This is a genomic window from Streptomyces sp. H51, from assembly GCF_035656535.1.
In the GTDB taxonomy this organism is placed as follows: domain Bacteria; phylum Actinomycetota; class Actinomycetes; order Streptomycetales; family Streptomycetaceae; genus Streptomyces.
On record NZ_JAYMHD010000011.1, the window covers coordinates 259,726 to 272,781 of the forward strand.

The 13,056-nt window shown below is 72.3% G+C and carries 10 protein-coding genes; 6 read left to right on the forward strand and 4 right to left on the reverse strand.

Annotated elements, in window-relative coordinates; translation table 11 throughout:
* Positions 1-59 precede the first annotated feature (59 nt).
* Positions 60-1,529 carry an APC family permease gene (locus VKA29_RS01695; RefSeq protein WP_324783299.1) on the forward strand — a complete coding sequence of 490 codons (1,470 nt, stop codon included), beginning with the start codon at positions 60-62 and terminating at the stop codon, positions 1,527-1,529.
* Between the two features lie 98 nt (positions 1,530-1,627).
* On the opposite strand, the gene VKA29_RS01700 is transcribed toward VKA29_RS01695, so the two are convergent.
* Positions 1,628-2,806 carry an MFS transporter gene (locus tag VKA29_RS01700; protein ID WP_324783300.1) on the reverse strand — a complete coding sequence of 393 codons (1,179 nt, stop codon included), beginning with the start codon at positions 2,804-2,806 and terminating at the stop codon, positions 1,628-1,630.
* A gap of 70 nt (positions 2,807-2,876) precedes the next feature.
* Between VKA29_RS01700 and VKA29_RS01705 the strand changes: the two genes are divergently transcribed.
* Together VKA29_RS01705 and VKA29_RS01710 are read left to right on the forward strand one after the other, a co-directional pair.
* Complete coding sequence (locus VKA29_RS01705; RefSeq protein WP_324783301.1) at positions 2,877-3,911, forward strand: helix-turn-helix domain-containing protein; 1,035 nt, start codon at positions 2,877-2,879, stop codon at positions 3,909-3,911.
* 39 nt (positions 3,912-3,950) lie between these two features.
* Positions 3,951-4,463 (forward strand): glutathione peroxidase, encoded by a 513-nt coding sequence (locus VKA29_RS01710; protein ID WP_324783302.1) that lies wholly within the window; start codon positions 3,951-3,953, stop codon positions 4,461-4,463.
* A 120-nt stretch (positions 4,464-4,583) separates the two neighbouring features.
* On the opposite strand, the gene VKA29_RS01715 is transcribed toward VKA29_RS01710, so the two are convergent.
* Positions 4,584-6,437, reverse strand: coding sequence for an MFS transporter (locus tag VKA29_RS01715; RefSeq protein WP_324783303.1), 1,854 nt, complete (start codon positions 6,435-6,437; stop codon positions 4,584-4,586).
* A gap of 204 nt (positions 6,438-6,641) precedes the next feature.
* The gene (locus VKA29_RS01720) at positions 6,642-9,215 is read right to left on the reverse strand and encodes a D-alanyl-D-alanine carboxypeptidase (RefSeq protein WP_324783569.1); all 2,574 of its coding nucleotides are present in this window, start codon (positions 9,213-9,215) and stop codon (positions 6,642-6,644) included.
* A 222-nt stretch (positions 9,216-9,437) separates the two neighbouring features.
* Here VKA29_RS01720 and VKA29_RS01725 point away from each other — a divergent pair, with 222 nt between their 5' ends.
* The 3 genes from VKA29_RS01725 to VKA29_RS01735 all read left to right on the forward strand — a co-directional run bounded on the left by VKA29_RS01725 (position 9,438) and on the right by VKA29_RS01735 (position 11,958).
* Positions 9,438-10,199, forward strand: a complete 762-nt coding sequence (locus tag VKA29_RS01725; RefSeq protein WP_324783304.1) for a GOLPH3/VPS74 family protein — start codon at positions 9,438-9,440, stop codon at positions 10,197-10,199.
* Between the two features lie 401 nt (positions 10,200-10,600).
* A complete protein-coding gene (locus VKA29_RS01730) occupies positions 10,601-11,467 on the forward strand; it encodes a helix-turn-helix transcriptional regulator (RefSeq protein ID WP_324783305.1) in 867 nt (288 codons plus the stop codon).
* Between the two features lie 299 nt (positions 11,468-11,766).
* Positions 11,767-11,958, forward strand: a complete 192-nt coding sequence (locus VKA29_RS01735) for a DUF397 domain-containing protein (RefSeq protein WP_324783306.1) — start codon at positions 11,767-11,769, stop codon at positions 11,956-11,958.
* A 189-nt stretch (positions 11,959-12,147) separates the two neighbouring features.
* Here the strand turns inward: VKA29_RS01735 and VKA29_RS01740 are convergent, their stop codons facing one another.
* Positions 12,148-12,987: a hypothetical protein gene (locus VKA29_RS01740; protein ID WP_324783307.1), complete on the reverse strand. Its 840-nt coding sequence runs from the start codon at positions 12,985-12,987 to the stop codon at positions 12,148-12,150.
* Positions 12,988-13,056 lie beyond the last annotated feature (69 nt).

Here is a 13,056-nt window from a genome sequence, read left to right on the forward strand (position 1 = left end):
CGACGACTGCCAGCACCCCGCTCACCCCGCGTCATCGCACCGCAGAAGGAGTCGCCGTCATGCCCGATCCCGGAGCGGCCGGTCCCTCGCCGGCGTCGGGTGCCGTCCGCGGCGCCCCCCAGCGGCTGCGCGGCGGGGTGCTCGGCATGGCGGACATCGCCGCCGCCACGATGGCCAACGTCGGCCCGGCCATGAGCTTCTTCTTCGGCTTCGCCTTCCTCGGCACCACCGCGGGCATCGCCTCCCCGCTGACCATCGTGGCGGCGGGCGTCGCGGTCGCGCTGCTGGGCAACACGCTCGCCGAGTTCTCCCGGGCCCACCCGTCGGCGGGCAGCTTCATCACCTTCGTCGGAAAGTCCTTCGGGCCGGTCAGCGCGGTGACCACGGCGCTGCTGGCCGGGCTGGGCTACATCATCGGGATGGCCGCCGTGATCGCGATCTCGGGCGGGTTCGTGCAGATCACCCTGGAGCACTACACGGGTGTCGAGCTGCCGTGGATCATCTGGACGCTCGTGCTGACCGGGGTCGCGGTCGGGCTGATGCTGCGCGGGGTGGTGGTCTCCACGAAGTGGGCGGGCTACTTCTTCGGCGTGGAGATGCTGGTGCTGGTCGTCGTCTCCGTCGCGGCGATCGTCGAACACCACGGCAGCCTGTCCGCCGTCCCGTTCCTGCCGGGCCACGTCAGTCATGGCCTGAGCGGTCTGGCGGCCGGTTTCCCGCTGGCGGTGTACCTGTTCATCGGCTGGGAGAACTCGGCGGCGCTCGCCGAGGAGACGGAGAACCCGCGGCGCAACGTCGGCCGCGCCGTGTTCTTCTCCATCGCGGTGATGACGGTGAGCTACATCCTCTTCTCCTACGCCACCGTGACCGGCTTCGACTACGACATGGCCAAGCTCGGCGCGGCCGGCATCCCCTTCATCGACATCGCCCAGCAGACGCTCGGGGCGCTCGCGTTCGTGGCCTACATCGGCGGCCTGACCTCCACCCTCGGCGTGCTGATCGCCGGTATCAACTCCCAGGCCCGCCTGGTGTTCAACGCCGGACGCGAGGGGCTGCTGCCGGCGTTCTTCGGGTACGTGCACCCCATCCGCCGTACGCCCAACAACGCGATCGTCACCTTCACCGCCACCGCGCTGGTGATCATCGGAGGCTGGGGTCTCGGCCATCTGCTCGGCTCCGGCGGCTCGATGGACCCCGTGGTCTTCTTCACCGAGGCCTCCAGCCTGGGCTCCATCCTGATCCTGCTGGTCTACCTGGCGTCCAACATCGCCCTGCCGCTGTACTACCGCCGGTACCGTCCGCAGGAGTTCCGCACCGTCCGCCACCTGGTGCTGCCCGCCGTCGGTGTGCTGGCCATCCTGGTCCCGCTCTACTACCTCGCCAAGCCCGGACAGCCGGCGCCCTACAACTGGTTCCCGTACGCGGCGCTGGCCGCCCTGCTCGCCGCCGTCGCCTACGCGACGCTCCTGGTCCGCCGCGACCCGGGCCTCGCCGACCGAGTCGGCTCGGTGGTCGCCGACGCGGAGTGAGACGCGGCAACGGCGGGCCCGCGGTCCGCAGGGCTCGGCGACAGCGGTAGGCCCGCGGTCCGCAGCGCCGGCCGCGGTGGGCCCGCGGTCCGCAGGGGCTACGCCGGCTGCGTCCGCGGGGCGTACCGGCGGGCGGACGACGCCAGTGCCAGGGTCGTCGCGGCCGACGCCGCCGCCGTGAGGGCCATCGCCGCGGCGGGGGACGTGAGCTGGGCCAGGGTCCCCGCCAGGGCCGCGCTCACCCCCTGGAGGGTGAGCATGCCCGACGAGTGCAGGCCCAGGGCGTGGCCGGACAGCTCGTCCGGGGTCAGCGCCAGCAGGCGTTCCTGCTGGACCAGGCTCGCGCCGAAGCCGGCCGAGGCCACGGCGACCACGACGGCGCACACCGGGACGGCCGGGCGGAGGGCGAACAGCAGGTACGGCGCGGCCAGCAGCAGGAGCAGCGGGGTGGCCAGTCGCTGCCGGACCGCGGTCGGCACCAGCCTGCCGACGGTCACGTCGCCGGCCAGCATGCCCAGCGCCGCGCAGGCGAACAGGGTGCCGGCCGCGTCGGGGGCGTAGGAGACGTAGAGCGACTCGCAGCCGACGATCAGGCCGTTGGGGAGCCACAGGCCGAGGTAGGTGAGGCGGCGCGGGCGGTCGGACAGCAGCAGCCGGTTGGCGTGCCAGGTGGCGGAGACGGACGGGCGGCCGGCGGACCGGGGCGGGCGACGGGACAGGCCCAGCCGCGTGCCGGCGGCCGCCGACAGGTACAGCGCCGTCGCCAGGAGCAGGCAGGCGCGCGGTGACAGCGCCGCGGTGAGGACGCCGCCGGTCGCGAACCCGCCGATCTGCGTCAGCCCGTTGCTCATGTTGAAGACCGAGCGGCCCGTCAGGTAGCCGTCCCTGGGGAGGATCTCGTTCAGCAGCCCCCAGCGTGCTCCCCCGCCCAGCGAGGCGGCCAGGCCCTGCGCGAGGACGACGGCGAAGACGCCCCACATCGGCAGGCCGGGCAGCGCCAGGACGGCCGTGCCGGCCGCGAGGACGAGGCAGACGCCGGTCAGCGTCCCCCGCGGCGGCAGCCGGTCGGCGCCGGACAGCAGGACGGTCGCGCCCAGCACCTGGGCCAGCGACGGGCCGAACATGCTCAGCGCCGACAGCAGCGGAGAGCCGCTCGCCCGGTACACGAGCGTGCCGAGCGCGAGCCCGCCCACCGTCTGGGCCGCGGTGTGGGCGGTGGCGGACAGGAAGAGGGGCGTGAACTCCGGGGTGCGGAAAAGGTCCTGGTAGCTGCGCATGCACGGAGTCTGGGAAGGCCGCGGAAGCCCCCGTTATTGTTTCGCGCGAGGGCGAAAGGTGGCGGAGCGCGTGGGCTGGTGGCAGATCAACGCCGACACGCTCGCCCGCAGCCGCTTCGTCCTCTCCCCCTTCGCCGAGACCCTCGCCGCCCTGAAGCTGCTGCACACCGCGGCGCCGGCCCACCCCGGCGAGCAGGCCTGGCTGCGGGCCCACCTGCCCGGCTACCGCGGGCTGCTGGCCGCCGACCCGGTCACCGCGCGGCTCGTACGCACCGGGGTGGGCACCATCTGGAACGCGGACTTCCTCACCCCGACCCCGCTGGACGGGGAGAACTTCGAGCAGGCCGTCGCACGGGTGCGGGCGACCGGCGCCGCCCGGGCCCGCGCCGATCTCGTCGTCTCCCTGACCGGCGAACCGCTCCCGGCCGAGCTGGACCGCGACGACCTGCCCGAACGGGCGGCGCGCGTGCTGGAGTACGTGTGGACCGAGACCGTACGGCCGTACTGGGACCGGCGTCGGCGCGTCCTGGAGGCCGACGTCGTCGCCCGCACCGCGCGGGTCAGCCGGGGCGGCTGGGCGGCGGTGCTGGACGAGTTGCGGCCGGGGCGGACCCGGTGGCTCGGCGAGAACCGGCTGCAGGTCAATCCGCTGGAGTTCCCGCCGCGCGACCTGGCCGGCGCCGAGCTGGTCTTCGTGCCGGTCACCCCGCAGCGCGTCGGCTGGGTGTCCTGGGAGGAGCACGAGCGGTACGCCGTCGTCTACGCGTGCCGGGGCGCCCTGGCCGACGGTCCCCGCGGGGCCGTGCCGGAACCGCTCGGCGCGCTGCTGGGCACCGCGCGCGCCGCGGTCCTCGTCCTGCTCGGCAGCCCCCTGAACACGACCCAGCTGACCGCCGTCACCGGGCAGGGGCTGGGCTCGGTCGGACGGCACCTGAAGGTGCTGCTCCAGGCGGGCCTGGTGGAACGGCGGCGGGCCGGGCGGTCGGTGCTGTACTCACGTACCGCGGCGGGGGACGTCCTCGTCCGGGCGGGCAGCCCGGCGTCCGCCGGCTCCGACCGGCCGTGGGCGCCTGCCCTCGACCGGGCGGACCCGCACCGGCCGTAGGCCCGCCCGCCCGGCGCGGACCGAGGTTAGGCTCGCCTCATGACGACTGCAGACAGCAACGGCGCCGCTCCCCTCGACGTGGAGATCGGCGCCCTCCAGGGCGGCAGCGCGGACCTGGCCCGGTACAAGGGCCAGGTGGTGCTCGTCGTGAACGTGGCCTCCAAGTGCGGGCTGACCCCGCAGTACGGCGGGCTGGAGCGCCTCCACGAGCGCTACGCCGGCCAGGGCTTCACCGTCCTCGGCGTGCCGTGCAACCAGTTCATGGGCCAGGAGCCCGGCAGCGCGGACGAGATCGCCGAGTTCTGCTCCGCCACCTACGGCGTGACCTTCCCGATGACGGAGAAGGTCGAGGTGAACGGCGAGGGCCGGCACGCGCTGTACGACCGCCTGGTCGGCTTCGCCGACGCCGAGGGGCACAGCGGCGACATCCGCTGGAACTTCGAGAAGTTCCTGATCGGCCGGGACGGCGAGGTCGCCGCCCGCTTCTCGCCGCGCACCGAGCCGGACGCCGCGGAGGTCGTCACGGCGATCGAGGCCCGGCTGGCCGGTTGATCCTGCCCCCGGTACCGGTGACCGAGCGTCTTCGGTCACCGGGCAGGGACGGACCGCCCGGGTCCGCGGCCCGCGCTCCTCACCGGTCCGCGGCCCGCATTCCTCACCGGTCCGCGGCCCTCACTTGAGTTCGTCCGGGCAGGGCGTCCCCCGCGGCAGCTGGTAGGGGGCGCCCAGCCGGTAGGTGCCGGCCTTCGGGGCGACCAGGATCGTCCACCTGTCGCCCTTGTCGTCCTCCTCGGTCTGCATCAGGCAGCCGTTGACGTTGTCGTACGTCTTCGGCGTGCCGTCGGCGCGGTGCCGGGAGGCGTCCGTCTCCTGCGGGGGCTTGACGCCCTTGCCCTCGGCGTCGACCAGGCCGAGCCACGGTGAGTAGGGGACCCGGATGAGGACCCGGCCGGGCTGCTTGACCTCGATGGTCAGCTCGCCCTGGTCGGCGCGGTCGACGGTGGCGGGCGGGTCGGCGAGCGGGGTGGGGTCGGTGACCCGGAACAGCTGCCAGTTGGCGTCGCCCCAGATCTGCTTCAGGTACGGCATGCCCCGCTGGACGAGTTCGCGTTCGCGTTCGCCGCCGTCGCCGTCGGGCTCGTCCTTGGGCAGCACGACGAAGTGGACGGCCCAGCGCTGCAGCCACTCGTGGTAGTTGGCCGAGTTGAGGGTGTCGTCGTAGAAGAGGGGGTTGCGTTCCATGTCGGCCTGGCGGTTCCAGCCGCGGGCCAGGTTGACGTAGGGGGCGAGCGCGGAGGCCTCGCGGTGCGAGCGGGCGGGGACCACCTCGACGCGGCCCTTCTCGGCGCCGACCTTCTGCAGTTCGTTCACCAGCGGGGCCAGCTCGCGGGCCCAGGAGGCGGTGGGGGTGGTGTGGACGACGTCGTCGACCGACTTGAAGCCGATCCAGAAGACGAAGCCGCAGGCGGCCAGCACGGTCAGGTACCAGGTGCGGGAGCGGGGGGCGTGGAAGGGCAGGGCCGCCACCAGCACCACGCCCGCGAACAGCATCGCCAGCCGAGTGATGTTGGAGCCGATCTGCGAGCTGACCAGCCAGACGGCGACGACGGCGAGGCCGTAGACCGCGGACGTCAGGCGGACCGTCGTCCACTCCCTGGGGACGAGGGCGAAGACGAGGATCGAGTACAGCAGGGGCAGGACGACCGATCCGAAGGTCATCGGCTGGGTCCCGGAGAAGGGGAACAGCCACGCCGACACGGCCACCACCGCGGTGGGGGCCAGGCCGAGCGCCCATGCTCCGGGGCGGCGTTTCTGCAGGAACAGCGCGACGGCCACCAGCCCCACGAACAGGCCCGCGACCGGCGACGACATCGTGGCCAGGGCGGCCAGCGGCGCCGCGCACAGGGCCTTCGCCCAACGCGCGTAGCGCCAGCGGTGGGGCCAGCAGTGGACGACGGCGACCGCGCCCAGCGCGAACACCGTGCCCAGTCCGAAGGTCACGCGTCCGGAGGCGGCGTTGCACAGGAACGCGAAGACGCCCGCCAGCGACGCCCACAGCGGGTTGCGGACGGACCTGCTGCGGATGAGGATCATCGTGAGCAGCCCGGCGGACACCGTCCCCGCGATCATCATCGTCGTCCGCACGCCGAGGACCGACATCAGGTACGGCGAGACCACGCTGTAGGACACCGGGTGCATGCCGCCGTACCAGGCCAGGTTGTACGCCGAGTCGGGGTGCCGGCCGACGAACTCGGCCCACGCGTCCTGCGCCGCCAGATCACCGCCGCTGTTCGCGAACGTGAAGAACCAGACGACGTGGAGGACACCCGAAAGGGCGGTGAACGACAGCGCCGGGTGACGCAGGACACGCTCGCGCAGGACGAGTACGGCGCGCTTCAGACGGCCCGTGCCGTCCGGGTGGTCGTCACCGGGCGCGTCGGCGCGCGGCGCGGGTACGCGTATTCGCGGGCCGGTCCCCGGTCCCTGATCGGCGTCGTCGGCGCGTGTCGGCTCCGCAGTGGCCACCTGAAGGCACTCCCCGTGGTGTCCCGTCCTGTGTTCCGGGGCGCGTGCCGTCGCCCGCCCGTCTCGGCCGCGTTCCCGGGGGTCTCCCGGCCACGCCCCGCCGGCGGCGGCCTGCCCCGTCTCGTGACGCTAGCACGCGCCCCGTCGGCAGGCGCCCGGGCGGGCGTGCGCCGACGGGGCGCGGACGTGCGGCTACGGCTCGGTTCAGGCGACGCGGGTCAGCTTGTCCGTGAAGCCGGGTTCGGTGAGGTCCTTCTGCAGGGCGACCGGGACCTTCACCGCGCCGCTCGTGCCGTCGCCCACGGTGAGCGTGCCCACCTTGGTGCCGGCCTTCGCGGTGTGCGGGACGTCGTCGGGCGCGAAGGACAGCTTCACCTTCAGACCGGACCAGCCGACGGCCGTGACGTCCTGGGTGAGGACCACCGGGGTCCGCCCGCCGAGCTGGTCGTCGACGTATCCGACGACGTCGCCCTTCTTGAGGATCTTCGCGGAGGCCAGCCCGTCCTGGGCGGCGATCATCGCGGTCTTGCTGACCGCGTTGACGGTGTCGATGATCGGCGCCGTGTGCTGGCCGAGGATCGCGCCGACCACGGTGACCGTCTCGCCGCCGGTCTCCTTGGTGGCGGCGAACAGCAGGTTGCCGCCGGCCTTGGTGGTGGTGCCGGTCTTGATGCCGATGGAGCCGTTGAAGGGCACCAGCGAGTTGTAGTTGCGCCACTTGCGGCCGGAGGGGTCGACCCACTCGGGCAGCCTGGTGATGTCCGTCAGCGCCGGGATCTTCACCAGCTCGTTGCCGAGCTTCACCTGGTCCTCGGCGGTGGAGACGGTGGTCTCCTTCAGGCCGGAGGCGTCGGTGTACGTCGTGTTCTTCATCCCCAGGTCCTTGGCGGTCTCGTTCATCTTCTTGATGAACGCCGCCTCGGACCCCGCGTCCCAGCGCGCCAGCAGGCGGGCGATGTTGTTCGCGGAGGGGATCATGATGGCCGACAGTGCCTGCTTCTCGGTGAGGACATCGCCCTGCTTGACGGTGTTGAGGGTGGACTCGCCGTCCTTGTCGTAGCCGCCCTCCTTCTCGGCCAGAGCGTCCACCGGGATCTTCGCGCCCTCCTGGCCCGACTTGAGCGGGTGGTCCTTGAGGACGATGTACGCCGTCATGGCCTTGGCCACCGAGCCGATCGCCACCGGCGTCTGCTCGCCATAGGTGTCCATCGTGCCGATGCCGTTGACGTCCATCCAGCCCTGCCCCTCCTTCGGCCAGGGCAGGCCGGCCTTGTCGCCGTCGAAGGTGTACGACTCGTCGGCGGTCAGGGTGAGGGTGGGCGTCGGCAGCGGACGTACGGCCTGCGCGACCGCAAAGATGACCGCCAGGAGCAGGACCAGCGGGGTCCAGATCTTGACCCGGCGCACGACCGTGCGGACCGGCGTCTGCGGGGGCGGCGGGGTGTTCGTCAGCTCCGCGAGCAGGTCGAGCGGGGGCTTCGGCGGCAGCGGCTGCTGCCTGGTGCGCTCGGGGCCGACCTGGGGGACGAACGCGGTGGCGTCCGCCGGAGACGTCGGCTTGCTCGTCGCGGGGTCGTCGAGGGGCTTGAGCGCGACGAACCTGCTGGTCCGCTCGGATTCGCCGCCCACGGGCGCCTTGGGCCCGGAAGTCTCCGGGGCCTTGGGGGCCTTGGGGGCCTCCGGGGCCTCGGGGGTCTTGGAGCGCTCCGGGGTGCCGGCCGGGGCGGCCTTGGCGGCGCCGCCCAGCTTGAGCATGGTGGTGGGCTGGTCGACCTGGAACTTGGGGCGCTTGAAGACGGCGGTCGGCTGGTCCACGGGCTCGGCCGGGGCGCCGCCCTTGCCGTCACCGTCGCTCTCCCCGTCGGCCTTGCCGTCGCCGGTGGCGGGGGCGGGGGCGGGGGAATCGGCGGGTGCCGGTGCTTCGCCGTCCGCCTCCGAACCGTCCGGCTCGTCGTCGGCGTCCGGCTCGTCGTCGGCGTCCGGCTCGTCGTCGGCGGCGGCCTTGGACGCGTCGGTCACCGCGGACTCGTCGTCCTGGACGTTGCCGTCCGCCGCCTCGTCGGCGTCCGTGACGGCGTCCGCATCCGTGGGGGCGTCCGCATCCGTGGGGGCGTCCGCATCCGTGGGGGCGTCCGCGTCCGCCTTCGCGTCGGATTCCGGCTCCGCGGCCTCGGCGCGGCCCTCAGCGGCCGTGGGGGCGTCTTCAGCGGCCGTGGAGGCGTCCTCCGCGCGGTCCGAGGCGTCCGAGGCGTCAGAGGCGCCCTCAGCGCCTGCGGAGCCCCCTGGCCGGACCCAGGCCGCCAGCAGTCCCGCGTCGCCTCCCGTACGGCCGTCGGCCGCGTCGGCCCCGGCACGGTCGTCGCCGTCCTCGTCCGCCCCGGTCTCCTCGGCGTCCTCGGCGTCCGCCGACCGGTCGCGGGCCGGTACCGAGAACGCCCGGGTCGTGGTGTCCGCGCCGTCACGGGAGCCCACGCCGTCCTGGGCCTGCTCCGCGGTCGCGGTCTCGTCGGCCCCTTCGGTCGCCCCGGCGTCCTCGGCCTCCCCGGCGTCCTTCGCCGCGTCCCGTACCGAGAACACCCGGGTGGCCGTGTCCACGCCGCCGCGGGGCTCGGACGGTGTCTCCCTGTCGCGGGAGACGGCCAGTCGCGGGTCACGCTCGGCGCGCTCCCCCGGCCTGGCTTCGGGAACCGGACCCGCGCTCCCCGACGTCGGTTCTGCCGACGACTCGCGCTGCTTCGACCTGTCGGGGGACTCGCCCGCCACCGATGCCTCCTCCATCTGCCGCACGCCCCGCGTGCTGCTGCCGAACCGTGAACCGCCGCCCGGAACACCGCTCCCACGCGCTGTCCGAACCATGTACCAGTGTCCTGTGTGCGGGCTTGGCCCCCGTGGTAGACGAGAACGACATACCTGCCGGTTCCCTTACAAAGAGGTCACGCACCCTCGACAGACCAATGTGAGAGGGGTCACCCTGTCATTCATCCACGCGGGGAGGCATGGATGGGCAGGAGCCGCAGAACACTTCCGGAGGAGCTTCTGCTGCTGGCACTGGACCCGGCCACGGGTACCACTGCACAGCCGCAGTCGCTCGACCTCGGTCTGGCCGGAGCACAGCTAGTGGAGCTGGCGCTGGCCGGACGGATAGCCCCAGACGGGGATCGTATCGCCGTGGTGGTGCCACGGCCGACAGGAGATCCAACACTGGACTGCGCGTTGGAGTTGCTGCGAAGGCGCGGCGCTCCGGTGCGTGCCGTGCACTGGATCGGCGGGCCGCGTCTCGGGCTCCGCCAGGTCTACCTCTCGCATCTGGAGCGGTGCGGCATGGTCGCCGCCGTGCCGGGACAGATGTGCGGGGTGCTGCCGACGACTCGCTACCAGGCGACGGACAACGAGATCAGCCGGGAGATCAGAGCCCGGCTGGATTCCGCGATCCGCACCGGCGTGCCACCGGACCCGCGGACCGCGGCGCTCGCCGCACTGGCCCACGCGGTCGGCCTCGGCAAGCACCTGTACCCGGGGAACGAGGGACGCTCCTCTCGCTCCCGGCTCAGGGATCTGATCCGGCACGACCCCATGGGCGGACTCGTGGCGCACGCCGTGATGGACGTCCAGAACGGTGCGGCCGCCCCGCCGCGCCGCAGCCCGGCCCCGGCCCCGGCCGGCCGTCAGGCAGCCGGTCCCGTCAGGGCCGCGCCGGAACCCGCCCGCGGTGTGCCGATGCAGCCGCGCCACGGTTCCATGGCGCGCGTGGTGGCGCACTGAGCCACGGCCCCTCACCGGGCGCACGCACCGCGCCAACGCGGGAACCACGCACCACCCACGCACGACCCCTCGTACCGCCGCAGCACTCGCACCGCCGCACCTGAGTCCCCAGACCCGGTCCGGGAGCCGTTGGTTCGCGCGGGGCCGCGGTACCGTACGCCGTCCGTCCGCCCGGACGACGGCGCCACGGTTCCGCGGCCCCGCGCGGCCGTCCTCCCGGCCGTGCGCGCCGCCGTCCGCGCGGCCCGGCCGTGCGCGCTCTCGAGGCCCGTGCCGCGAACTGGCGTGCGTCCTGCGCATATCCGCGGTTCGCCAGCGGTAGAAAGCACCTTGGTGGCAGTCTGCTCAACAGCAGATACGCAAAGTGGCTAGTCGAAGCACGCAGCCGGAGGTGCACGTCCGTGGCGTCCAATGTCAATCCCACCGTCCGGCGACGCCGGCTGGGCCAGGAACTGCGCCGGCTCCGCGAGCTCAAGGGCATGACGGCCGAGGAGGTGGCGGAGCGGCTGCTGGTGTCGCAGTCGAAGATCAGCCGGCTGGAGAACGGGCGGCGCAGCATCAGCCAGCGCGACGTCCGCGACCTGTGCGGGGTCTACGAGGTCGAGGACCACCGGATCGTCGACTCGCTGATGCAGATGGCCAAGGACTCCCGCCAGCAGGGCTGGTGGCACTCCTTCGGGGACATCCCCTACAGCGTCTACATCGGCCTGGAGACCGACGCGGCCAGTCTGCGGGTGTACGACCCCCAGGTCGTCCCCGGCCTGCTGCAGACCCGGCAGTACGCCGAGTCGCTGATCGCGGGCGCGCTGCCGGAGACCGCGGCCGCCGACATCGACAAGCGTGTGCAGGTGCGGATGCGCCGGCAGGACCGCATCACCGCCCCGGAGAACCCGTTGCGGCTGTGGACCGTGATGGACGAGGCCGCGCTGCGCCGGGTGGTCGGCAACCGCTCGTTGATGCGGGACCAGTTGGAGCACCTCGTCGAGCACTCCCAGCTGCCGCACGTCACCGTGCAGGTCATCCCCTTCGACATGGGCGCCCACCCGGGTCTGAACGGCCAGTACGCGATCCTGGAGTTCCCCGACGCGGCCGACTCCAGCGTCGTCTACATCGAGGGCGTGACCAGCGACCTGTACCTGGAGAAGGCGAACGACGTCCAGAAGTACAGCGTGATGTACGAGCACCTCAGGGCGCAGGCCCTGAACCCGGACCAGTCGCGTCAGTTCATCGCGGACATCGCGAAGGAGTACGCCGCCGAAAACCGCTGAAGCCCGCTGAACCCTGCTGAGCCCCGCTGACGCCTGCTGAACCCTGCCGAACCCTGCCGAACCCTGCTGAAACAGTCTTGGACGAAAAACGCAGCACAGTACACCGTTTCCAGGTCATGTCGGAAGACCACCTGGAATATGCCATCCAGTCGAGTGAATAGTCTCCTCGGATGCCGGAATGGGCGAGTAGCGTCGATCACGCCGACCGAGCAATGAGGTTGGCGCAAACCGCGCGGTGGTCCGCCGATGGACGCGTCGCGCGGTGACAGCGACTCAACAACTGGCACTGCGGAGCAGAAATGGCAATTCGACAGGGCGCCACGGACACGTGGACCAAGTCCTCGTACTCCACGGGAAACGGCGCATGCGTCGAGATCAAGTCACCGGTTCTCGCGGCGATGGCCGTGCGGGACTCCAAGATTCCCGACGGCCCCGTCCTGGACTTCCCGGCCGAGGTGTGGAACGCCTTCGTCACCTCGATCAAGGCGTGAGGGGAGGATCTTTCTGATCCTCCGCCGACTCACCGACCACAACCGCACAAGCACCACAAGCATCACGAGCAGCATGAGCACCACGAGCACCACGAGCGGCACGTGAAAGAGCCCTCTCGACCAGTTCGCCGTCCTTGCCGAGGGGGCTCCGCTCGTACCCGGAAAGCCTCCGGGCCCCGCTGACGGTCCTCAGCGCAGCCGGTCGACGTACATGTCCGTCCCCGGCACCGTCGGAACGAACGGCGCCACCAGCTCCACCCTCCCCAGCCCCGCCTCCGCCACCGGCGCGTGGAGGCCGCCGAACCACTCCTGCCAGCACTCCCGGGGGTCCGCCTCCAGGAACCACAGCAGCGTCAGCCTGGTGTCGACACCCTCGACCTGCTTCACGTAGGTCATGCGGTCCCCGGGCAGCGGCGTGGGACGGAAGACCGTCACCATCGCGGCCGGGGAGCCGGCCAGCCGCCGGGGCAGGTGCCGGGCGCGCAGCCACTCCAGGAGTTCGGCGCGCCGTCCCGCCGACTCGGCGTCGATCACCTCGAGGACCAGACCGGCGTACGGGTGGTCGAGGGCGTGGAAGTCACGGGGCCCCGCGGCGCCGTCCCGGTACACGGTCGCCTCGTGGTCCTGGAACGCGGTGAAGACATGGGTGCGGTCCCGGTACACGCGCGCGTCGCGGTTGAGGCGCTTGTTGATCGCGACGGTCCACCTCATGTGGTCGTCGTAGCGGCCCTCCGTGACCCAGTACGTCGACAGGTAGCAGCCCGCGGTGACCGGCCGGGCGACGGCCGACTTCTCCGGGTAGCGCAGGAGTTGCAGGTCGCGGGTGGCTACCCAGCGGCGCCCGGCGTACATCCAGGGCATGGCCATCGCGCCGGCGTAGTAGTGGTCGTCCTCGTACCAGCGGTTGTAGGCGTACTCGTGACCCGGGTGCGGCTCGACCATGGTGATCAGGGCGTGGCCCGGGCGGACTCCGTACGGTCCCACCGCGGCCAGTTCGGCGTACGTGTCGCTGCGGGTGTCCTCGGCCATGGGCGCTCCCCTTCCGTCCTCCTGCCGACGCCCCTACTCTGACGCTCCGTCAGATCAGGCGCCAGATGC

Bases quoted from the DNA above. Each gene is read 5' to 3' on its own strand.
- VKA29_RS01735 (WP_324783306.1), top strand. From the start codon at position 11,767: ATGGCAATTCGACAGGGCGCCACGGACACGTGGACCAAGTCCTCGTAC.
- VKA29_RS01700 (WP_324783300.1), bottom strand. From the start codon at position 2,806: ATGCGCAGCTACCAGGACCTTTTCCGCACCCCGGAGTTCACGCCCCTC.
- VKA29_RS01720 (WP_324783569.1), bottom strand. From the start codon at position 9,215: ATGGAGGAGGCATCGGTGGCGGGCGAGTCCCCCGACAGGTCGAAGCAG.
- VKA29_RS01725 (WP_324783304.1), top strand. From the start codon at position 9,438: ATGGGCAGGAGCCGCAGAACACTTCCGGAGGAGCTTCTGCTGCTGGCA.
- VKA29_RS01740 (WP_324783307.1), bottom strand. From the start codon at position 12,987: ATGGCCGAGGACACCCGCAGCGACACGTACGCCGAACTGGCCGCGGTG.
- VKA29_RS01710 (WP_324783302.1), top strand. From the start codon at position 3,951: ATGACGACTGCAGACAGCAACGGCGCCGCTCCCCTCGACGTGGAGATC.
- VKA29_RS01695 (WP_324783299.1), top strand. From the start codon at position 60: ATGCCCGATCCCGGAGCGGCCGGTCCCTCGCCGGCGTCGGGTGCCGTC.